The sequence below is a fragment of the Ferrovibrio sp. MS7 genome (assembly GCF_038404985.1).
GTDB classification, from domain to species: Bacteria; Pseudomonadota; Alphaproteobacteria; order Ferrovibrionales; family Ferrovibrionaceae; genus Ferrovibrio; species Ferrovibrio plantarum.
On sequence record NZ_JBBKBA010000001.1, the window covers coordinates 181,443 to 203,203 of the forward strand.

At 63.9% G+C, this 21,761-nt stretch carries 23 protein-coding genes; 5 read left to right on the forward strand and 18 right to left on the reverse strand.

Annotated features, from left to right (window positions below):
• The first annotated feature begins 4 nt into the window (after positions 1–4).
• From kdpC to V6B08_RS00825, 3 genes are read left to right on the forward strand one after another with little or no spacing between them, the layout of a single operon-like run.
• Positions 5–580: a potassium-transporting ATPase subunit KdpC gene (kdpC, locus tag V6B08_RS00815; RefSeq protein ID WP_341977119.1), complete on the forward strand. Its 576-nt coding sequence runs from the start codon at positions 5–7 to the stop codon at positions 578–580.
• Positions 581–604: 24 nt separating this feature from the next.
• Entirely contained in the window at positions 605–3,331 is a 2,727-nt protein-coding gene (locus tag V6B08_RS00820; protein WP_341977121.1) for an ATP-binding protein, read from the forward strand.
• On the forward strand, positions 3,324–4,013 hold the full coding sequence (locus V6B08_RS00825) for a response regulator (RefSeq protein ID WP_341977123.1): 690 nt from the start codon (positions 3,324–3,326) through the stop codon (positions 4,011–4,013). Before V6B08_RS00820 ends, V6B08_RS00825 begins: the two co-directional genes overlap by 8 nt.
• Here the strand turns inward: V6B08_RS00825 and phnE are convergent.
• The 3 genes from phnE to phnC all read right to left on the reverse strand — a co-directional run bounded on the left by phnE (position 4,010) and on the right by phnC (position 6,763).
• A complete protein-coding gene (phnE, locus tag V6B08_RS00830; RefSeq protein WP_341977125.1) occupies positions 4,010–4,822 on the reverse strand; it encodes a phosphonate ABC transporter, permease protein PhnE in 813 nt (270 codons plus the stop codon). The genes V6B08_RS00825 and phnE overlap by 4 nt on opposite strands.
• 61 nt (positions 4,823–4,883) lie before the next feature.
• Entirely contained in the window at positions 4,884–5,867 is a 984-nt protein-coding gene (gene phnD, locus V6B08_RS00835) for a phosphonate ABC transporter substrate-binding protein (RefSeq protein WP_341977128.1), read from the reverse strand.
• A 41-nt stretch (positions 5,868–5,908) separates the two neighbouring features.
• Positions 5,909–6,763, reverse strand: coding sequence for a phosphonate ABC transporter ATP-binding protein (gene phnC / locus V6B08_RS00840; protein WP_341977130.1), 855 nt, complete (start codon positions 6,761–6,763; stop codon positions 5,909–5,911).
• Between the two features lie 138 nt (positions 6,764–6,901).
• Between phnC and V6B08_RS00845 the strand changes: the two genes are divergently transcribed.
• Positions 6,902–7,609: a DUF1045 domain-containing protein gene (locus V6B08_RS00845; protein WP_341977132.1), complete on the forward strand. Its 708-nt coding sequence runs from the start codon at positions 6,902–6,904 to the stop codon at positions 7,607–7,609.
• Here V6B08_RS00845 and phnN read toward each other — a convergent pair.
• From phnN to phnG, 9 genes are read right to left on the reverse strand one after another with little or no spacing between them, the layout of a single operon-like run.
• A complete protein-coding gene (gene phnN / locus V6B08_RS00850) occupies positions 7,553–8,170 on the reverse strand; it encodes a phosphonate metabolism protein/1,5-bisphosphokinase (PRPP-forming) PhnN (protein ID WP_341977133.1) in 618 nt (205 codons plus the stop codon). The two genes, V6B08_RS00845 and phnN, sit on opposite strands and share 57 nt — an antisense overlap.
• The gene (locus tag V6B08_RS00855) at positions 8,171–8,725 is read right to left on the reverse strand and encodes a phosphonate degradation HD-domain oxygenase (protein ID WP_341977134.1); all 555 of its coding nucleotides are present in this window, start codon (positions 8,723–8,725) and stop codon (positions 8,171–8,173) included.
• 11 nt (positions 8,726–8,736) lie between these two features.
• Positions 8,737–9,882, reverse strand: coding sequence for an alpha-D-ribose 1-methylphosphonate 5-triphosphate diphosphatase (locus tag V6B08_RS00860; protein ID WP_341977135.1), 1,146 nt, complete (start codon positions 9,880–9,882; stop codon positions 8,737–8,739).
• Positions 9,879–10,574, reverse strand: a complete 696-nt coding sequence (gene phnL / locus V6B08_RS00865; protein WP_341977136.1) for a phosphonate C-P lyase system protein PhnL — start codon at positions 10,572–10,574, stop codon at positions 9,879–9,881. Before phnL ends, V6B08_RS00860 begins: the two co-directional genes overlap by 4 nt.
• Positions 10,575–10,581: 7 nt before the next feature.
• On the reverse strand, positions 10,582–11,364 hold the full coding sequence (gene phnK / locus V6B08_RS00870; protein ID WP_440588783.1) for a phosphonate C-P lyase system protein PhnK: 783 nt from the start codon (positions 11,362–11,364) through the stop codon (positions 10,582–10,584).
• A complete protein-coding gene (locus tag V6B08_RS00875) occupies positions 11,361–12,272 on the reverse strand; it encodes an alpha-D-ribose 1-methylphosphonate 5-phosphate C-P-lyase PhnJ (RefSeq protein WP_341977138.1) in 912 nt (303 codons plus the stop codon). The genes phnK and V6B08_RS00875 overlap by 4 nt, the downstream gene beginning before the upstream one ends.
• Complete coding sequence (locus tag V6B08_RS00880; protein ID WP_341977140.1) at positions 12,269–13,363, reverse strand: carbon-phosphorus lyase complex subunit; 1,095 nt, start codon at positions 13,361–13,363, stop codon at positions 12,269–12,271. Before V6B08_RS00880 ends, V6B08_RS00875 begins: the two co-directional genes overlap by 4 nt.
• Before the next feature lies 1 nt (position 13,364).
• Positions 13,365–13,973: a phosphonate C-P lyase system protein PhnH gene (gene phnH, locus V6B08_RS00885; protein WP_341977142.1), complete on the reverse strand. Its 609-nt coding sequence runs from the start codon at positions 13,971–13,973 to the stop codon at positions 13,365–13,367.
• Positions 13,974–13,975: 2 nt separating this feature from the next.
• Positions 13,976–14,467 (reverse strand): phosphonate C-P lyase system protein PhnG, encoded by a 492-nt coding sequence (gene phnG, locus V6B08_RS00890; RefSeq protein WP_341977144.1) that lies wholly within the window; start codon positions 14,465–14,467, stop codon positions 13,976–13,978.
• A 127-nt stretch (positions 14,468–14,594) separates the two neighbouring features.
• Between phnG and phnF the strand changes: the two genes are divergently transcribed.
• Positions 14,595–15,317, forward strand: coding sequence for a phosphonate metabolism transcriptional regulator PhnF (gene phnF, locus V6B08_RS00895; protein ID WP_341977146.1), 723 nt, complete (start codon positions 14,595–14,597; stop codon positions 15,315–15,317).
• A 3-nt stretch (positions 15,318–15,320) separates the two neighbouring features.
• On the opposite strand, the gene cysW is transcribed toward phnF, so the two are convergent.
• From cysW to V6B08_RS00925, 6 genes are all read right to left on the reverse strand, one after another.
• Entirely contained in the window at positions 15,321–16,154 is an 834-nt protein-coding gene (gene cysW, locus V6B08_RS00900; protein ID WP_341977149.1) for a sulfate ABC transporter permease subunit CysW, read from the reverse strand.
• A gap of 4 nt (positions 16,155–16,158) precedes the next feature.
• Positions 16,159–17,013 (reverse strand): sulfate ABC transporter permease subunit CysT, encoded by an 855-nt coding sequence (gene cysT, locus V6B08_RS00905; protein ID WP_341977151.1) that lies wholly within the window; start codon positions 17,011–17,013, stop codon positions 16,159–16,161.
• 43 nt (positions 17,014–17,056) lie between these two features.
• Entirely contained in the window at positions 17,057–18,055 is a 999-nt protein-coding gene (gene cysP / locus V6B08_RS00910; protein WP_341977153.1) for a thiosulfate ABC transporter substrate-binding protein CysP, read from the reverse strand.
• Positions 18,056–18,080: 25 nt separating this feature from the next.
• Complete coding sequence (locus V6B08_RS00915; RefSeq protein WP_341977155.1) at positions 18,081–19,187, reverse strand: sulfate/molybdate ABC transporter ATP-binding protein; 1,107 nt, start codon at positions 19,185–19,187, stop codon at positions 18,081–18,083.
• A 5-nt stretch (positions 19,188–19,192) separates the two neighbouring features.
• Complete coding sequence (locus V6B08_RS00920; RefSeq protein WP_341977157.1) at positions 19,193–20,479, reverse strand: O-acetylhomoserine aminocarboxypropyltransferase/cysteine synthase family protein; 1,287 nt, start codon at positions 20,477–20,479, stop codon at positions 19,193–19,195.
• Between the two features lie 140 nt (positions 20,480–20,619).
• Complete coding sequence (locus V6B08_RS00925; protein ID WP_341977160.1) at positions 20,620–21,726, reverse strand: CaiB/BaiF CoA transferase family protein; 1,107 nt, start codon at positions 21,724–21,726, stop codon at positions 20,620–20,622.
• Between the last annotated feature and the right edge of the window lie 35 nt (positions 21,727–21,761).

A 21,761-nucleotide genomic window follows, 5' to 3' on the forward strand; every position in this document is an offset into this window, starting at 1 on the left:
CATCATGCTGTCGCATCTCCGCCCCGCCCTGGTCCTGCTCGTCACACTCACGGTGATCACCGGGCTGCTCTACCCGCTTGTTGTCACCGGCCTCGGCCAAAGGCTTTTCCCGCGCCAGGCCCAGGGCAGCCTGATCGAGCAGGATGGCCGTATCGTCGGCTCCCACCTGATCGGGCAGAATTTCTCCAAGCCGGAATATTTCCAGCCCCGCCCCTCGGCCGCCGGCAAGGAAGGCTACGACGCCACATCTTCTAGCGGCTCGAATCTTGCCCCCACGGCCAAGGCGCTGGTGGAACGCACCACCAGCGATATTGCCACTTACAGGGGCCGCGATGGCACGGCTGCCGTTCCCATGGATGCCGTCACCGCCTCGGGCAGCGGCCTCGACCCGCATATCTCGCCGGCCAATGCGGCACGCCAGATGCCGCGTGTCGCCGCCGCCCGCGGCATGGCGCTGGTGGAGTTGCAGCCGCTGGTGGAGCAGCATACCGAACGCCCCGTCCTGGCCTTTCTGGGCCAGCCAGGCGTGAACGTGCTGACGCTGAACCTGGCACTGGATAAGATCAAGCCGCTTCAATGACACCCGCTTGCAATAACGCCTGGCATGGCAGACCCACCAACCGATAGCGACCGGCGGCCCTCGCCGGAGGCCTTGCTGCAGACGGCCGCGCAGGAAAAGCGCGGTCGTCTCAGCGTGTTCCTGGGGGCCGCGCCTGGCGTCGGCAAGACCTACGCCATGCTGGAAACCGCCCATGCCCGCCAGCGCGAAGGCATCGACGTGGTGGTCGGCGTGGTGGAGACCCATGGGCGTGAGGAAACCGCCTTCCTGCTGCGTGGCCTGGAGCAATTGCCGCTGCGCCGCGTCGACTACCGTGACCGGGTGTTCAACGAACTCGATCTCGATGAAGTGCTGCGGCGGCGACCGCAACTGGTGCTCATCGACGAACTGGCGCATTCCAACGTGCCGGGCAGCCGGCACGAAAAACGCTATCAGGATATCGAAGAAATCCGTGCCGCCGGTATCGACGTTTACACCACGCTGAACATTCAGCATCTGGAAAGCCTGAACGACGTGGTGGCGCAGATCACCCGCGTGAAGGTGCGCGAGACAGTGCCGGATGCCGTGCTCGGCAATGCCGACAGTATCGAAGTGGTGGATCTGCCGCCGGAGGAACTGATCAAGCGGCTGCAGGAAGGCAAGGTCTATGTGCCCGAGCAGGCGGCGCGCGCGGTGCACCATTTCTTCGCGCCCGGCAACCTGACGGCTTTGCGCGAACTGGCTTTGCGCAAGGCGGCGGATCAGGTGGATGGCCAGATGCTGTCGTATATGCAATCTCATGCGATTGCAGGACCATGGCCGACGCGGGACCGCATCATGGTCTGCATCAGCCCGAGCCCGTTGCTGCCACGCCTGGTGCGCAGCGCGCGCCGCGTCGCCGAGCGCCGTCGCGGCCCCTGGATCGCGCTCTATGTCGAAACCCCGGCGCATGACCGGCTTTCGGATGAGGAAAAGAGCCAGATCAATCGCGCACTGACACTTGCAGAAGAATTTGGTGCCGAGGTGGTGACTGTCGCGGCCAGTAACGTACCCGCCGAGATCATCCGCCAAGCCAGGCTGCGCAACGTCACCGATATCGTGGTGGCGCGCAGCCACCGCAGCCGGCTGCTTAACCGCCTGCGCGGCACGCTCACCGACCGGCTGGTGGAACTCGGCGAAGGCATCAACATCCATGTCGTCACCGGCCAGTCGGAGCCGGAGAACTGGTGGGAGGTGACCCGGGCAAGGCTGGCCGACATGCGGCTGGACGGCTTGGCGCCGGCAGCACTGTTGTCGCTGTTCGGATTGCTCGCCGTCAAGCTGGCGGAACCCTGGCTGCCGCCCTCCAGCATCCCGCTGTTCATCCTGGTGGCGGTGCTGCTCAGTTCCCTGCGCCATGGCCATGCGGCGGCAGTGCTGAGCTCGGTAATCTGCGTGCTCGGCTACAACTTTCTTTTCCTGCCGCCGCTCTACACCTTCACCATCAATAACCTGGAGAATATCCACACTTTCTTCGTCTTCCTGGCCGTGGCGCTGGTGACCAGCAACCTGACCGCCCGCATACGTGCCCAGGCGGAAGCGGCGCGCACGCGCGAGAGCCGCACCGCCGCGCTTTATGATTTCAGCCGGCGCGTCACCAGCGCAGCAACCGAGGATGATATTCTCTGGACCGTGGTGCATCACGTTGCCGCCATTGCCAAGGCGCAGTCCCTGGTGCTGATGCCGGGCCATCAGGACCTGGCAGGGCATTTGAGCATCCGCGCCGCCTATCCGCCGGAAGACCAGATCGATGAGCGCGCCAGGGCCGCCGCCGACTGGGCCTGGGAGAAGGGCGAACCGGCCGGCCATGGCACCGGCACGCTGCCGGCTTCCGACTGGCTGTTCCTGCCCTTGCGCACCGCCGAGCGTCGGCTTGGCGCACTCGGCATCCGCTTTGCTGACCAGCGACCGCCCCTCGGGCCCGACGAACGCCGGTTGCTGGATGCGCTGGCCAACCAGGCCGCCCTTGCCATCGAACGCAGCCTGCTCAATCGCGATGTGGCGGAGGCGCGCGTCGCCGCCGAAACCGAGAAGCTGCGCTCCGCCCTGCTCTCCTCGATCAGCCATGACCTGCGCACACCGCTGGCCTCGATCATCGGCGGTATTTCCAGCCTGATGAATTTCGGCGACCGCATCGATGCCAAGGGCCGCCAGGACCTGATGCAAACCGTGCGTGATGAGGCCGAACGGCTGAACCGCTTTGTCGGCAACCTGCTCGACATGACCCGCATCGAAGCTGGCGCGATGCAGCCCAAGCTTGACTGGGTCGACCCTGAGGAACTGGTGGCAACTGCCGTGAAGCGCGCGGCGGGCCTCACGGCCGGGCATGAGATTGCCATCCAGATCGAGCCCGGTCTGCCGCTGCTGCGGGTTGATTACATCCTGATCGAACAGGTGCTGATCAACCTGCTGGATAATGCCGCCAAGTATTCGCCCAAGGGCAGCCCGGTAGCGCTGCGGCTATCGCGCAACGGCGATGGGCTTGTTGCCGAAGTGACCGACCAGGGCAGCGGCATTCCAATGGGTCAGCTTGAACAGGTGTTCGACATGTTCTATCGCGTCAAGGCCAGCGATCGGCAGGTGGCGGGCACCGGCCTTGGCCTGTCGATCTGCCGCAGCATCCTGCAGGCCCATGGCGGCAGCATCCGTGCCGAAAGCCCGGTTGCCGATGGCCACGGCACGCGTATGGTGGTGACTCTGCCGCTGGAGGAACAGCCCTTGCTGCCAAATGACGAGAAAAGCAGCCATGGCTGATGGCGCCAGCATCCTGGTGATCGATGATGAGCCGCAGATCCGCCGCTATCTGCGGGTCAGTCTGGAAGCACATGACTTCCGCATCCTGGAGGCGGCAACGGCCAAGGAAGGCCTGCGCCTCGCGGCCCTGGAAAAGCCCGACCTGATGATCCTCGATCTCGGCTTGCCGGATATGGATGGCCAGGAGGTTATCAAGCGGCTGCGCGAATGGAGCAGCATGCCGGTGGTGGTGCTCTCCGTGCGCGCCGATGAAGTCGACAAGATCGCCGCCCTCGATGCCGGTGCCGACGACTACGTGACCAAGCCATTCGGCACCGGTGAATTGCTGGCGCGACTGCGAGCCGCGTTGCGCCACACCATTGGCGCTGCCGCCGGACAACCGGTTTTCACCAGCGGGCCGTTACGTGTCGACCTGGAAAAGCGCCAGGTGGCGGTGAATGGCGACGCCGTGAAGCTGTCGCCAAAGGAATACGACCTGCTGCGGCTGCTGGTGCAGCATGCCGGCAAGGTACTGACGCACCAGTTCATCCTGCGCCAGGTCTGGGGTCCGGCGCATGAACATGATGTGCAGTATCTGCGGGTCTTTGCCCGCCAGTTGCGGCAGAAGCTCGAGGCCGATCCGGCCCAACCCCAGTTATTGCTGACAGAGCCCGGCGTCGGTTACCGCCTAAGCCTGGATTAGATAAACAGCTTGCGGATGCGCGAAGACACCAGGTCGACGCTGCTGACCAGCAGGATGATCATGATCATCACGGCGCAGGTCTGATCGAAGCGGAAACCCCGGATCACTTCCCACAGCACCACGCCGATACCGCCGGCACCGACCATGCCGACCACGGAGGCCGAGCGCACATTGGCCTCGAAGCGGTATAGCGAATATGACACCCAGAGCGGCATCACCTGCGGGATGACACCATAGACGATTTCTTCCAGCGGATTGGCGCCGGTGGCGCGGATACCTTCGACCGGCTGCGGGTCGATGGCCTCGACAGCTTCCGAAAACAGTTTGGCCAATGTACCGGTGGTGTGAATCCACAAAGCCAGCGCGCCGGCAAAGGGGCCGAGACCGACCGCCACCACGAACAGCATGGCGAAAACCATTTCGTTGATCGAACGCAGCGCATCCAGCAGGCGCCGCACCGGCTGATTCACCCAGGCCGGCGCTATATTGGAAGCGGCCAGCAGGCCGAGGGGCACGGCGAAGATTATGGCCAGCAGGGTACCCCAGATGGCGATATGCAACGTCACCAGCAGTTCGCTGAAGTAGTAGCGCCACTCGCGGAAATCCGGCGGGAAGAAGTCGCGCGCGAAGGTGGCCATGTTGCCGGCATCGCGGATAAGGTTGCCGGGATTTATCTCGGCCCCCTGGTAGGACCAGACCAATACAGCGCAGGCCAGGGCATAGCCGAATAGTTTCAGCAGCGAGGACTTTAGACCCTGCTTCGGCGGGTGGATCGGATAGTCGGTCTGGATCGCGGCGGTCTGGGACATCGGCAGCCTCACATAGAGAAACGCCGGGGAGGTTTTCCCACCCCGGCGTTCATTGCTTGCTTCAAGAACCAAGCTGCTTGTTCAGTTCGGCGAGCTTGGCGTCGATCTCAGCCAGCTTCTTGGCCTTTTCGTCGGCAGCCATGTTGGCATCGCCTTCCAGCTTTATCTTGTCGCGGAACAGGCCGAGCTGGCGGATCGGCAGCAGCTGCTTGTTGGAGGATTCCTTGAACGGACCCCATTGCAGGTCGGCAAGCACCTTCTTCTCGCGCTCATCCTTGGTGCCATAAGTCATGAAGAACGTCTTCACGGCCTTCTTGGTCTCTTCCGGCAGATCCTTGCGCCATACGATCGGGTCGGAAGCGATCAGCGGCGACTTCCAGATCGCCTTCACCTCCTTGGCCTTCTCGGGCATGGTCTTCTGCAGACGCTCGAGATTCTCGGTGTTGTTGGTGGCGATATCGACCTGCTTGTTGGCAACGGCGAGCGCGTTGGTCTCGTGATTGGCCGCCACAACGCGGGTGAAATGCTTGCGGATATCGATATTGTTCTGGCCCCAGGCGTAGTAGCTCGGCACCAGGAAGCCCGAGGTCGAGTTCGGATCGCCGTTGCCGAAAGTGTATTTGCCCGGCGCCTTGACGATATCTTCCAGCGAATTGATCGGGCTGTCCTTGTGCACCAGCAGCAGCGACCAGTAGCCCGGCGCGCCATCCTTGGAGGTGGTCTGCACGAACACTTCGCCATCGGCGCGATCCACCGCCTGCATAGCAGAGGCATTGCCGTACCAGGCAATCTGCACCTTGTTGAAGCGCATGCCTTCAATCACGCCGGCATAGTCGGGGGCAAAGAAGGCATTGATCTTCATGCCGGTCTGCTTCTGCATGTCGGCGAGGAACGGCTCCCAGATGGTCTTCAGGTTGGCGCTCGATTCGGTCGAGATGATGCCGAAGTTGAGTTCCTTCAGACCCTGGGCCTGAGCCGGGGCAGTGCCGGCGAAGCCGAGCAGCAGCAGCGGTAGTGTTGCCTTAAGCAAGTTGCGGCGAAGCATGGATAATTCTCCCGTTGGCTACGAAGTAATCGTGAAAAGGATCAGGCGATGGCCGCCTGCAGCGGACGTGCCCGGTATTCGGCGGCCTTAGGCTCCTCGACTTCTGGCGTGCCGAGCGAGCCGAAATCGAGGTCGCTGTTATCGCCATAGAGGTCGCGCAGCAATGGCGCGGTGACGCTGGCGGCCGGGCCGTCATACATCACGCGGCCATCGCGCAGCGCGACGACACGGCGGCAGTATTTCAGCGCGAAATCCACCTGATGCAGCGACACCACGACGGTGACCCCATCGGTGCGGTTGATATCGGCCAGAGCCGCCATGACGCGGCGTGAGGATTCCGGATCCAGCGAGGCAATCGGCTCGTCGGCCAGAATGACAGCAGCTTTCTGCACCAGGGCGCGGGCGATGGCGGCGCGCTGCTGCTGACCGCCGGAAAGGGTGGAAGCACGCTGGAAGGCGCATTGCGCGATACCGACGCGGGCCAGGGCCTGCACCGCATCGCGGCGCTGCTCGTCGGTGAACCAGCGGAGCAGGCTGCGCCACAGCGGCAGGCGGCCCAGATTGCCGGCCAGCACATTGGTGATCACCGAGAGCCGGCCAACCAGATTGAATTGCTGGAACACGAAGCCGATACCGGCACGGGTCTCACGGATGCCCCGGCCAAGCTTGCCGGCCTGCTGCACCATGCGGCCATTCACCGCCACCTGGGCCTGGGCATCGCGGTCGCCCTGCATCAGCCCGGCGACATGGCGGAGCAAGGTGGATTTGCCCGAACCGGAGGCCCCGATCAGGGCGACCATTTCGCCGGGCTGGATTACGAGATTGATCTTGTCGAGAGCGCGCTTGCCGGTGGCAAAGGTTTTCGATAGATGAACGATCTCGATTGCGGCACGCATACATGCTCTCCTGATGCCCTCGGGCCTGGATGGCTTAGCAACGCCACATGACACTTCCGTTGCGCTTCGGCGACGGGATGGTGAAATCGCCCCGGCGGCCGGTTCGCTGCCGAGTTACCCACAGGACGATTGCAGCACTTGTCTATCCCCTCGCCGCGCTACGCCCTCTACGCCGCTCCCGCCACCAGCGATCCGTTGCATGGCTTTGCCGCCCGCTGGCTGGGGCATGATCCGGATTCGGGGGAAAGTTTCCGCGCCGGGGTGCCCGGCTTCGATGCCGCCTGGCTCGACCGCATCACCGCCGAGCCGCGCCGCTATGGCTTCCACGCCACCTTGAAACCGCCCTTCCGGCTGGCCGAAGGCAAGTATGAGGCCGGACTGATCAGGGCCTTGGCCGCTTTCGCCAGCAGCTTCCCCAGCGTGCTGCTGCCGCGCCTGAGCGTAGAAGCCCTGGGCAGTTTCTTGGCGCTGCGCCCCTCGCAGCCCTGCCCTGGCGTGAACCGGCTGGCGGCTGATTGCGTGCGCCGCTTCGACAGCTTCCGGGCGCCCGCCAGCGCCGCCGAACTGGCCAAACGCCGCGCCATAGGTTTGACCGCGCGGCAGGAGGCATACCTCACCGAGTGGGGCTATCCTTACGTATTCGATGAATTCCGGCTGCATTTCACGCTGACCGGCAAGATCGAGGATGCCGGCACACGCCAGCGCCTGCTCGATTACCTTAAAAATGCCACAGCGCCGCTGCTCGGCGAGACGCTTATGCTTGGCGAGCTATGCCTGTTCCGCCAGGCATCAGAGCGGGAGAATTTTCGCGTGCTGCGCCGCTTCGCCCTGGCTCCTGCAGAGTAATCCTGGCTCCTGCAGAAGACTGACCAGCCGCGCCACGCCTTGCTCCAGCGGGCCATCATTGGCCAGAATCGCCACATCGTCGCCGGCCAGATCGAAGGCGGCAGCACGCGCCAAGCGCTGCACGATATCGGCGGGGCTTTCACGGCCACGCGCTTCAAGCCGCTGACGCAGCACGTTGGGCGACGCGGTGACACCAATGATCAAGCGGTTGGCATAAAGCCGCCGCAGATCCGGCAGGATGGCGCGGGAAACATTCACCACCACCTGAATACCGGCACGGAGATCATCGTCTATCGAGCGCGGTATGCCGTAAAGCAGACCATGCGCCGCCCAGGACAGGGCGAAAGCACCGCGCTCCTGCTCGGCCTGGAAGGCGGCTTCATCCAGCGCGATATAATCCTCGCCGCCGAGATCCGGCGCCCGCGTCACCACGCGGCGCGGGAAACGGATGGTGGGATTCGTCCCTAATACCGCACGCGCACCAGCCAGCAGGCTGTCCTTGCCGACGCCGCTGGGGCCGACAACGACGACGAGACGGCCAGGATGGAATGTACCGCCCATTCAGGCCGCGTTGCCGAGGGACCGGGCGATGAAGCTGCGGTAATAGGCGAGATCGGGGGTGCGCAGCTTCGGTGTTTTGGCGGCATCATCCCAGCGCCGCAGCATCACGGCATCCTGGGCAAAAGGCTGGGCGATGAATGCCGCCGCTTCGGCCTCGCTGTAGATGCCGCCCTGCACTTCCAGGCTGGTCTTGGAGGCTTGCGACAGGCCGGCCCAGTAGTGCTGCTCGGCGCGGCAGAGATAGCGCTTGGCATTGACATGCAGCCGCACCGGCTCGGCCACCGCTGCCGGGAAATACTGCGCCAGCCAGTCGGCGGCGATGGTCTCATGCTGTGCATCGACACCCTGCTCGGCCAGGCCCTCGTCGCCCTGCCCGACCAGATGGCCGATATCATGTAGCAGCGAGGCGGTGATCAGTTCCGGGCTGGAGCCGCTACGTTCGGCATGCATGGCGCATTGCAGGGCGTGTTCCAACTGGCTCACCGCCTCCATGCCGTAGCGCTCGGCGCCGGCCTTTTCCAGAAGTCCTACCACGGTGTCAAGAATATCCGGCATTGCATCCTCCCTCACATAACCCGCTGGCCCTCGCGCCACACGCTACGCACCACCGGGAACCCGTCCACGACGCTGACGCGGATCAGGTCGGCCCGGCGGCCCGGCTCGATGGCGCCACGATCTGTAAGGCCGATGGACTCGGCCGGGTTGCGCGTTACCATCGCGACTGCCTGGGGTAGCGAAATATCGGGCACCTGGCTCGGCAGCAGGAAAGCGGAATGCAGCATGCTGCTGGGCACGTAATCCGAGGAGATGATATCCAGTTCACCGGCCTCGGCCAGCGATCTGGCTGAAATATTGCCGGAATGGGAGCCGCCGCGCACCACATTCGGGCCGCCCATCATCACCTTCATGCCATGCTGGCGGGACAGCGTGGCCGCGGTCTTGGTGGTGGGGAATTCCGCCACCACCATGCCATCGGCGGCGGCTTCGGCGACATGCTCGGCGGTGGCATCGTCATGGCTGGCGAGCGGCAGGCCCTTGGCACGGCAGAGATCGACCACGGCGCGGCGGTTGCGGACGCCATTGGCTTCGGCTGCCGCGATCTGGCTGGCCATGAATTCATCCATCTGGGCATCCGAGAGGCCGAACTTGCCTTGATAATATTCGCGATACTTGGCCGGATTGACGAATTGCCGCTGGCCCGGGCTGTGATCCATCACCGAGATCAAACGCAGCCACGCCAATTCGGTCATGGGCTCGACCAGCGCCATCAAATCCTTGAAGGAAATTTCGCAGCGCAGATGCAGCAGATGCTCGGCCCGCAGCATTCCGGCCTGCTGCGCCCCGTCGATGGCCTGGATCATCTCGCGCAGCATTTCCATACGCACAGCACCTTCGCGCACATCACCCACCGCTACCGCATCCAGCACCGTGGTAATCCCGGCGGCCGTGACCTGGGCATCATGGCTCATCACCGCCAGGCGACCGGGCCAGCGCACCCCGGGGCGCGGGGCGAAATGCTTTTCCATATGGTCGGTATGCAGCTCCACCAGGCCCGGCAGCAGATAATCACCATCGAAATCAATGGCATCGGCGGCGTTGCTGGCACCGGCATCGATGGCTTTGATGCGGCCCTCCGCCATGCTGAGGCAGCCCTGCTCGATCATCGCCTCGGGCGTGACCAGGCGGGCATTGCGGATCGTGACGGCACTCATGCGGCGGCTCCAAGGGCTTGCAAAGGTAACAGGCGGGTGGCGATGGCAGCCCGGGTCTCGTCGTCATGCACAATGGCGACGATGGCGGTGCCGCGTCGGCGCGCAGTTTCGATCAGATTTATGACAATGGTGCGATTGCCAGCATCAAGCGAGGCGGTTGGCTCATCCAGCAGCAGCATTGGATGATCGGCGCAGAACCCCCGCGCGATATTGATCCGCTGCTGTTCGCCGCCGGAGAAAGTGGCCGGCGGCAGGCTCCATAGCCGCTCCGGGATATTGAGTTCGCTGAGCAGTGCGGCCGCCCGCTGCCGGGCAGCCTGCTCAGCCTCGCCGCGCGCCAGCAAGGGTTCGGCGACGATATCCAGGGTGGCGACGCGCGGGATGACGCGCAGGAACTGGGTGACATAGCCCAAGCTGCGGCGGCGGATATCGAGCAGCACACGCGGCTGGGCCTGGAGAATATCCACCAGCTCGCCTTCATGGCGCAGCAGAATACGGCCCTGCTGCGGCCTGTAATTGCCATAGATCGAACGCAGCAAAGTGGATTTGCCGGCGCCCGAGGGGCCATGCAGCACCACGCATTCGCCGGCCTGTACGCTCATGCTGGTATGGCGCAGCACCGGCAGCGAAATGCCGCCGCGCAGATGCAGGGTGAAGGTCTTGCTCACATCCTCGACGCGAATCATGTCCATGGGGGCCTCACACGCTCAAGACCGAGGAGACCAGCAACTGCGTGTAGGCATGCTGCGGATCGTCGAGCAATTGGTCGGTAAGGCCGGCCTCCACCACCTCGCCGCGCCGCATCACCATCAGGCGATGCGCCAGCAGGCGGGCAACGCCAAGGTCATGGGTAACGACAATCACCGCGACATTATGTTCCTGCACCAGGCGGCGCAGCAGGTCTAGCAGGCGCGCCTGCACCGAGACGTCGAGGCCGCCGGTCGGCTCGTCCATCAGCACGATGCGTGGCCGCGTCACCAGGTTGCGGGCGATCTGCAGGCGCTGCTGCATGCCACCGGAGAAACGGCGCGGCTGGTCGTCAATACGCTCGGCGGGTATCTCCACGGCATTCAGCCAGTGCAAGGCGGTGCCGCGCAATTCGCCATAATGCTTATTCCCCAGCGCCATCAGGCGTTCGCCGATATTGGCGCCGGCTGAAAAGGTCATGCGTAGGCCATCGCGGGCATGTTGCTGCACGAAGCCCCATTCGGTGCGCATCAACTGACGGCGCCGCGCCTCATTGGCGGTGAGCAGATCAACGATCTCATCATTGCCGGCCCGGTAAAGCACCCGGCCGGCATCGGCGGCGATGCGCCCGGCCAGGATATTCAGGAGCGTCGACTTGCCCGAGCCGGATTCGCCGACAATGCCGAGCACCTCGCCCGGCCACAGCTCGAACGAGATGTCGCGGCAGGCCGCCTGGCGACCGAAGCTCTTATGCAATTCCTCGACGCTGAGCAGCGGCATTTCCTGCGCAATCATGCCGCAGTCTCCTTCTCATAAGGTGCAGCCAGCGCACCATGATGGCCGGCTTCGCGGCGGTCGTTGCAGTAATCCGTATCGGAGCAGACGAACATGCGGCCGCCCTGGTCATCCAGGATCACTTCATCGAGGAAACTGTCGCTGGCGCCGCAGAGCGCGCAGGGCTGTACCCAGCGTTCGATGCTGAACGGGTGGTCGGCGAAATCCAGCGGCTGCACATCCGTGTAGGGCGGCAGGGCGTAGATGCGCTTTTCGCGACCGGCGCCGAAAAGCTGCAAGGCGGCATTCATATGCAGTTTCGGCGTATCGAATTTCGGAATCGGCGAGCAGCGCATCAGGTAGCGGCCATTCACCAGCACCGGGTAGTCATAGGATGTCGCGATATGGCCGTGCTGTGCGATATCCTCATAGAGCTTCACATGCATGACGCCATATTCCGACAGCGCATGCATCACGCGGGTTTCGGTCTCGCGTGGCTCCAGCCAGCGCAGCGGCTCCGGGATCGGCACCTGGTAAACCAGGATCTGGCCCTCACTGAGCGGCGTTTCCGGCACGCGGTGGCGGGTCTGGATCAGGGTGGCGGCACGGGTACGCTCGGTGGTGGAAACCCCGGTCATGCGCTGGAAGAAGCGGCGGATCGACACGGCATTGGTGGTGTCGTCGGCGCCCTGGTCGATCACCTTCAGCACATCGTCGCTGCCGATCACCGCCGCCGTCACCTGCATGCCGCCAGTACCCCAGCCGTAAGGCAAAGGCATTTCGCGGCTGCCGAACGGCACCTGATAGCCGGGAATCGCCACCGCCTTGAGGATGGCGCGGCGCAGCATGCGCTTGGTCTGCTCGTCCAGGAAGGCGAAATTGTAACCGGCTAGCTGTGCACTGCCTTGATACGCTTGCGTCAAGTTCATTGCGCGGCCTCCGCCAGTTCGTTGCCGGCTTCCAGTTCGGCGCGCATGGTACGGATCAGGGTGAGTTCCGACTGGAAGTCGACATGGTGCGGCAGCTTGAGATGCTGCACGAAGCCGGAAGCCTCGACATTGTCGGCATGCGACAGCACGAATTCCTGATCCTGCGACGGCGCGGTGATATCCTCGCCCAATTCCTCGGCACGCAAGGACCGGTCAACCAGCGCCATGGCCATCGCCTTGCGCTCGGCGAAGCCGAAGCTCAAGCCATAGCCACGGGTGAATTTCGGCGGTTCGCTGCGCGAGCCACGGAACTGGTTTATCATCTGGCATTCGGTGACGGTGATATCGGCGATATCGACAGCGAAGCCGAGTTCGGGGATGTCAATTTCCACAGTCACATCACCACTGCGGATTTCACCGACGAAAGGATGCGATTTGGCATAGCCACGCTGGGTGGAATAGCCAAGCGCCAGCAGATAGCCCTCATCGCCGCGCGCCAGATTCTGCAATCGCAAGGCCCGGTCGGCCGGAAACATCAGCGGCTCGCGCGTCAGGTCGCCTACTGGCGCCTCATCGGCATCGGGTAGTTCCGGCTCGATCAGGCCTTCCGCGTTGAGCAGGTCGACCACCTGCGGCATCTGGCTTGGCAGGCTGCCTTGGCCGGCGAGCGGCGCCGCTTCCTGCTCGCCCATCAGCGCGAAATCCAGCAGACGATGGGTATAGTCGAAAGTCGGGCCGAGCAACTGTCCGCCCGGCAGGTCCTTGAAGGTGGAGGAGATGCGCCGCATCACCCGCATGCACGTGGTATCGATCGGCCGCGTGACGCCGAGGCGCGGCAAAGTGGTGCGGTAGGCGCGCAGCAGGAAGATCGCCTCCACCTGGTCGCCGCGCGCCTGTTTCAACGCCAGGGCGGCAAGATCAGGATCATAAAGCGAGCCTTCGGTCATCACCCGGTCGACACCCAGGCTCATCTGCTCGCGGATCTGCTCGATGCCGATTTCCGGCACTGTGCGGTCGCCACGGCGTTCCTCTGCCAGCAGCTTGTGGGCATTCTCGATAGCGGCCTCGCCGCCTTTCACTGCCACATACATGTCAGGCTCCCTTGGTGCCGAGTTGAACCTGCGTGCTGCGCGGCAGGCCGAGGACGGCATCCGCCGCCACCAGATAGATATCGACGCCGCGCGGGAAGGCATCGCGCATCGCCGCGCGCTGGCGCCAGAAATCGTCACTTAGGCCGCAACCACTAACCGGCTGGCGCTCGCGGATGCCGGGGCCGGTCAACACCAGATCGGCGGCACCATCGAAGCCCTCGACGGCCAGCAACAGTGTGGCGCCGCGCTCGGGTGCCACATCGCTGCCCCAGCCAAGCTCTTCCAGAACCGGCAGCGCAACAGCCACGGCAATCGCAGCATCGCTGGCCTGGGCGGTGAGCGGCGCACCGGTATGGAAACGCAACCAGGTGGCGGTTTCCGCATCGTCGCAGCCCGGCCCGAGCCACACCGGGGTATCGAGATCGCAAAGCGTGAGTAAAGCTGCCGCCATGGCGGGCGTCAGGCCGGCGGGATGGCCGGCTTGCAGCGGCATGGGGATGATGCGGCCGGGATGGGCCAGGGCCTGCAGCAGATGGCGAAAGGCCTGTTGGCTCTGCTGCACCGGATCGTTGAAACCGGCAGCGGGCGTTGAGGGCACAAATGCATTCATGCTCAATCCTCCCCGCGTACCATGGTGAAGAAATCCACCTTGGTCGCCGCCACCTTGGCTTCACGCGCCGCCTGAGCCTGGTTCAATTCGCTTTCCAGCGGCGCGAACAGGCTGGCTTCGAGGGCGGCGGCCATCGCGGCGCCCTGGCTCAAGGCATCGAACAGCGCCACCAGTTCCGCCTTGCGCTGATCCCGCCCTGGCACATAGCCGACGCCCATGACGCCGCTGGCCTCCAAGGCCACGACGCAGCGGCTGATGGTCATCTCGCCGAGATTGAAACGCTGCCCAACGCCGCCGGCACGGGCGCGCAGCATGGCAAGCCCGGTCTCCGGCTGCTTCAGCCGGCGGTAGCCCGGCTGCTGCGGCAAGGCGGCATAGACCTGTTCCAGTCGGCCGCGTTCGGCGCGCGCCAGCAGCCGCAGGCGGCGCTGGCGTGCGGCTATCGCCCCGTCGTTCGGGGAGTGCGGACTGGATTTTTGTGCGGCGGCGGACATGTAGACCTCTTGCGCAGATGTCTAAATTCATCTAGACATCTATACGAATAAGCCGAGGCCGCACGCCAATCAAGCACGGTTTCAGCGAAGTTTTTATGACACCCAGAGGAATGGCTGAGCGGCAGCGATGGTTGAACGCGGCAACGGCATGGCGGTGTGGCGGCAGATTGCCGCCGAAATGGAGCGCATGATCCGGCGTGGCGATTATGCCCCCGGCGCGCAATTGCCGACCGAAAAGCACCTGGCGACGGAATTCGGCGTCAACCGCCATACCGTGCGGCAGGCGATGAACCGGCTGGAAGAAACCGGGCTGGTGAGCATCGAGCAGGGCCGCGGCATGTTTGTCGCCGAGCGGGCGCTGGATTATGCACTCGGCGCCCGCACCCGCTTTACCGAAAACCTGCGCACGCGCCAGAAACAGCCCTCGCGCGAACTGATCTTCGCTGAACAGATTGCGGCACCCGCCGATATCGCCCGCGCCATGGGCCTGCCGATTGGTGCCCGGCTATGGCAGCTGGAATTGCTGAACCGCGCCGATGACAAATGCATCAGTGTCAGCAGCCATTATGTGGCGCAGGAGCGTTTCCCGGAAATGCCGGAACTGTTCCGCCGCGCCGGCTCGATCACCGGCGCGCTGCAGGCCGGTGGCGTCACCGATTTCCGCCGTCGCTCAACCCGGGTGGCGGCGAAGCTGATCGCGTCGGGCGATGCGCGTTTGCTCGGCCTGCCGCGCACGCGGCCTATCCTGCTCAGCGAAACCGTGAACGTGGATGCCCAAGGCCGGGCAGTGGAATATGTCCGCTCGCGCTTTGCCGCCGATCATGTCGTGCTCACCATAGAGCACGAGTGATGCCTAGTGTGCGCGGGCGGTGCGGCTCTGCCGGTGTTCGAGAAACGCCTTGATCAGCAGAGTGAGCAGCGCGATCACGGTCAGCGTGGTGGCGGCGGCAAAGGCGCCGACGGCATTGTAATCGTGATACAGCAGCTCGACCTGCAGCGGCAGCGTGTTGGTCTCGCCGCGCACATTGCCCGATACCACCGAGACAGCGCCGAATTCGCCAATCGCCCGCGCCGAGCAGAGCACGGCGCCATAGAGCAGAGCCCAGCGGATGCTCGGCAAGGTGACGCGTCGGAAGGTCTGCCAGCCGGTGGCGCCGAGCGTGGCCGCTGCTTCTTCCGGCTCAGTGCCCTGGGCCTGCATCAGCGGGATCAATTCACGCGCCACGAACGGGCTGGTGACGAACAGCGTGACCAGGAAAATCGCCGGCAGCGCGAACATCAGACGGATGCCATGATCTTCCAGGAAACCACCGAACAGCCCCTGCGCGCCATACAGCAGCAGATAGGTGACGCCGGCAACGATCGGTGAAATCGAGAACGGAATTTCCAGCAGGGTCAGCAGCAGCTTCTTGCCGGGGAATTCGAACTTGGCGATGGCCCAGGCTGCGGCGACGCCGAACAGGATATTCACCGGCACCACCACGATAGCGGTGAGGATGGTAAGCCCCATGGCATGCAGGGTTTCCGGCGCCTGGATACTGTGCAGATAGAAATCCCAGCCCTTGGAGAAAGCCTGCTCGAAAATCACCACGATAGGCGCCAGGATGAAGCCGGCAGTGAGCAGTACGCCAATGCCGATCAGAAAGAGCGGCAGGCGGCCGAGTTGCGGTTTGCGGCGGTCGCTCATGATTTCAAGTCTTCTTCAGGGCGCGCATCTGCCAGGCTTGCAGCAGGTTGGCCAGCAGCAGCATGACAAAGGCGGTAAGCAGGATCACGGTGGCAATCGCCGCCGCTGCCGGATAATCGAATTCTTCCAGACGGATGAAGATCAGCAAGGCAGCGATTTCGGTCTTCATCGGCAGGTTGCCGGCAATAAAGATAATGGCGCCGAATTCGCCCAGCGAACGGGCGAAAGCAAGCATGCAGCCGGTGAGATAGGCCGGCATGATCGCCGGCAGGATCACCTTGCGGAAAATCGTGAAGGGATAGGCGCCGAGCGTGCGCGCCGCTTCCTCGGCTTCCGGTGCCAGGTCTTCCAGCACCGGCTGCAGCGTGCGCACCACGAAAGGTGCCGAGGTGAAGGCCATGGCGATGGCAACGCCGGTGATGGTGTAGACCACCTTGATGCCGGCCGGCTCCAGCACGCTGCCGAACCAGCCATTCTTGGCATAAAGCGCGGTGAGCGCGATGCCGGCGACAGCGGTGGGCAGCGCAAAGGGAATATCCATCAGCGCATCCAGCAGGCGACGGCCGGGAAATTCGTAGCGTACCAGAATCCAGGCCATCAGCAGGCCATAGATGGCATTGAAGGCCGTGGCCAGGACGGCGGAGCCGAGCGTGAGCTGGAACGAGGCCAGCGCGCGGGGCGAGCTGACGAGCTGCAGGAATCGCGCCGGACCGATCTCGGCGGATTTCAGCAGCAACGCCGCCAGCGGCAGCAGCACGATGACGGTGAGATAGAGCAGCGTGGCGCCGAGCGTGAGCCCGAAACCAGGAAGCACATGCCGGGCCTTCGGCGGCCCGGCATGGCGGATGGCAAGTGACATGTCTAAACCCGGCGCGGGGCGGCCCCGGCTTTAAGATTAACGCTTAGCGGTTGACGAAGACCTGATCGAGGATGCCGCCTTCGGCGAAATGCACCTTGTTGGCCTGTTCCCAACCGCCGAACACGGCTTCGATGGTGACGAGGCGCAGGGTGGGGAATTGCGCCTTGTACTTCTCGAGCACCTTAGGATGATGCACGCGGTTATAGTTCTGCGCCAGGATTTCCTGGCCGGCTTCGCTGTAGAGGAAATCCAGGTACGCCTTGGCCACCGCCTGGGTGCCCTTGCGCTCGGCCACCTTGTCGACCACGGCCACCGGGAATTCGGCGAGCAGGCTGACCGAGGGAGTCACCAGCTCGAAGCCCTTGTCGCCATATTCGCGCTTGATGCCGTTGGTCTCGGCCTCGAAAGTGATCAGCACATCGCCGATTTCGCGGTCGACGAAGGTAGTGGTGGAGCCGCGGCCGCCGGTATCGAACACCGGCACATTGCCAAGCAGGGTCTTCACGAAGGCATTCGCCTTCGCCACATCGCCCTTGTTCTGCTCCAGCGCGAAGGCATAGGCGGCAAGATATGTGTAGCGCGCGTTGCCCGAGGTCTTCGGGTTCGGGAACACCGACTGCACGTCCTTGCGCACCAGGTCGGACCAGTCCTTCACGTTCTTCGGGTTGCCTTTGCGCACCAGGAAGGCCGGCAGCGAGTAATAAGGCGAAGCATTGTTCGGGAACCGCTTCTGCCAGTCGGCGGCCACCAGCTTGCCACGGTCATGCAGGATCTGCACGTCCAGTACCTGATTGAAGGTGACGACGTCGGCCTGCAGACCTTCCAGGATCGAGCGGGCCTGGCGCGAGGTGCCGGCGTGGCTCTGCTTGATCTCGACCACCTGGCCGGTCTTGGCCTTGTAGTCGGCTGCGAAGACCGGGTTGATCTGGGCGAACAGCTCGCGTGCGATATCGTAAGAGACGTTGAGCAATTCGACCGTCTGGGCCTGGGCACCGCCGGACAGCAGGGCAAGCACGGCAGCGACGGAGAGAAGACGCTTCATGGGAGGTAATCCTTTCTTCTGATACTTACTCGCCCGCCGCGCCGCGCTGAGCGGCATAGGCGGCGGACTGATTGGCGGGATGCAGGGCGGGCGAAAAGACGCGGCCTTCGCGGATATGCACCCGCACCGCATCGCCCTGGCGCAGATTGCGCCGCCGCGCCTGTTCGCGCGGCAATTCGACTTCCAGATGCTTCGCCGCACCCGGCAGGGCCACGTCATAACGCAGCACCGGGCCGCTGGAGGTGACGGCCTGGATACGCGCCGGCGCATCGCTGGCGGGCTCAAGGTCGATCTCCTGCAGGCGAACGAAAAGCTGGATGGCACCATCGCCGGCGGCGATACGGTCGAGCGAAGCGGTCTCGGCACCGGCAACGACAACACGGCCATCATTGATCTCGGCGGCGATCTCGTTGACGCCGCCGAGGAAGCGGGCAACGAAGGGGCTGGCCGGCTGCTCGTAGATTTCATCCGGGGTGCCGACCTGCTCGATGCGGCCTTCGCCCATCAGCACGATACGGTCGGCCAGTTCGAAGGCTTCTTCCTGGTCATGGGTGACGAAGATGGTGGTCATGCCGAGCTGGTCATGCAGTTCGCGCAGCCAGCGCCGCAGGTCCTTGCGCACCTTGGCATCCAGCGCGCCGAACGGCTCGTCCAGCAGCAGCATCTTCGGCCGGATGGCGAGCGCGCGGGCAAGCGCCACGCGCTGACGCTGGCCGCCGGAAAGCTGCGCCGGGAAACGGTCGCCGAGCGCCCCGATCTGCACCAGGCCGAGCAATTCCTCGACCCGGGCCTTGATCTCGTCCTTGCCTGGGCGTTCGCCACGCGGCAGCACATCGAGGCCGAAGGCGATATTGTCACGCACCCGCATATGCTGGAACAACGCGTAGTTCTGAAACACGAAACCGACATGGCGCTGCTGCGCGGTCAGCGACAGCCAGTCGGCACCATCCACATCCACGTTGCCAGCATCAGGCCATTCCAGGCCGGCCAGGATACGCAGCAGGGTGGTTTTGCCCGAACCCGAGGCACCGAGCAGCGCGATCAATTCGCCATCCTTGATGTCGAGATCGATGCCGCGCAGCACCGGCGTGGCGCCGAAGCTCTTGGTGATGCCGTGAATGCCGATAGCCATGGTCGTCAGAGGCTCCCGAGTGCCGCCGTGAGATCGGCGAGAATGTCGTCGATATGCTCGATGCCGACCGACAGCCGCACATAGCCGGGCGAAACGCCGGCGGCGAGCTGTTCGTCGCCGCTCAACTGGCTATGGGTGGTGCTGGCCGGATGAATTGCCAGGCTGCGCGCATCGCCGATATTGGCGACGTGATAGAACAGCTTCAGGCCATCGATGAACTTGCGGCCAGCTTCCAGGCCGCCCTTCAGCTCGAAGCCGAGCAGGCCGCCATAGCCGCCCTTGAGATAGGCATCGGCGCGACGCCGGCTCTCGCCCTGCTGCAGGCCGGGATAGATCACGCTGGCGACCTGCGGATGCTTGGCCAGGAAATCGGCAACGGCAGCGGCGTTGCGGTTATGCTCACGGATGCGCAGCGGCAGGGTTTCCAGGCCCTGAATGGTCTGGAAAGCGTTGAACGGACTCAGCGCCGGGCCGAGATCGCGCAGCAGCGTGACGCGCGCCTTGATGATATAGGCCACCGGGCCGATCGGCTTCACCGACTCGGTCCATACCGCGCCGTGGTAGCTCGGATCAGGCTTGTTCAGCAAAGGCTGTCGCTGCGGTACCGCCGCCCAGTCGAAATTGCCGCCATCGACGATCAGGCCGCCGATGGAGGTACCATGGCCGCCGATATACTTGGTGGTGGAATACACCACCACGGCGGCGCCATGCTGCAACGGCTTGGCGATGATCGGCGCGGCGGTGTTGTCGACGATCAGCGGAATGCCGAGCGGACGGCCGATGGCGGCGACTTCGGCAATCGGGAACACCTGCAGCTTCGGGTTCGGCAGCGTCTCGGCGTAATAGGCGCGGGTGCGGGCATCGGTGGCGCGGCGAAAATTCTCCGGATCGACCGGATCGACGAAGCGCACTTCGATGCCCTGCTGCTTCAGGGTATTGGCGAAAAGGTTCCAGGTGCCGCCATAGAGATCGGTGGAGCTGACGATATTGTCGCCCGCCACGGCCAGATTCTGCAGCGCCAGCGCCGAGGCCGCCTGGCCCGAGGCCACCGCCAGCGCGGCGGCACCACCTTCCAGTGCCGCGATGCGCTGCTCCAGCACATCGGTGGTCGGGTTCATGATGCGGGTATAGATGTTGCCGAATTCCTTCAGCGCGAAGAGGTTCGCGGCATGCTCTGCATCGCGGAACTGATACGACGTGGTCTGGTAGATCGGCACCGCCACGGCGCCGGTGGTCGGGTCGGCGCGGTAGCCCGCATGCAGTGCGATGGTCTCAGGATGGGTGAACGGCACGACGCAAACTCCTCTTGCCCAGGGAACGATCCCAGGCTTATTTCACATACATTATGTGGCAACAATTTATTTTAACAATAGTTTTAGCAAATAAATCTAAATACACTAAAATATTATGTTATATTTACCAGGCAATATCATCAGTTTTCCGGCATAAATTCCTTTCTGATCGCCGCCGTATGCTGGCCGATGGACGGCACCGGACCCGCTGTTTCTGCTAAATCAACCCAGCGCACCGGACCCGCCACCAGGTCGACAGGCCCGGTCGGGGTATCGGCTGCAATGCGGCGAAGCTGTGGATGCCGGGCCAGATCCTCTGGCGTGTTGAGGTTGCCATAGGCGACCTTGGCCTTGTCCAATGCCGCCACCGCCTCGGCATGGCTTAAAGCGCCAAGGGCCGCCGCCACTAGGCCATCGCAGGCCGGACGGTTGGCGACGCGGTCGGCATTGCTGCGGAAACGCGGATCCTCGATCAGCGCGGCATCGTTCAGCGGCCCACGGCAGAGCGAGGCCCATTCGCGATCATTCTGGATCGACAGGATCACCTGGCGGCCATCCCGGGTGGCGAAGGCGCCATAGGGAGCGATGGAGGGATGCGCCAGGCCGACGCGGCGCGGGCTCTTGCCGCCATAGACCGTATGCATCAGCGGCACCGTCATCCAGTCGGCCAGGCTGTCGAACAGCGACACCTGCAGGCCGCTGCCCTGCCCTGTCCGGCCACGCAGCAGCAGGGCCTGCAGGATGCCGGCATGCGCATTCATGCCGCAGGCAATATCTGCCACCGAAACCCCGACGCGGCCCGGCGCTTCCGGGGCGCCGGTGATCATCGCCAGGCCAGACTCGCCTTGGATCAGCAGGTCATAGGCCTTCATGTCGCGGTAGGGCCCATCCTCGCCATAGCCGGAAATGTCACAGGTGATCAGGCGCGGATATTTCGCGCGCAATTCAGCCGAGCCGAAGCCGAGCCGGCCCGCGGCACCCGGCGCCAGATTCTGCACGAAGATATCGGCCTTCTCGACCAGCCGGCCGAGCAGGGCAATGTCATCCGCCTGGCGCAGATCCAGCACCAGGCTTTCCTTAGCCCTATTGAGCCAGACGAAATACGAACTTTCGCCATGCACGACATGATCATAGCCGCGCGCGAAATCGCCTTCCGGCCGCTCGATCTTGATGACGCGCGCGCCGGCTTCCGCCAGCCGCATGGTGCAGAGCGGCGCCGCGACTGCCTGTTCCAGCGCGACGACCAACAATCCTTCCAAAGGACGTGTAGCGGGGGGGTGCA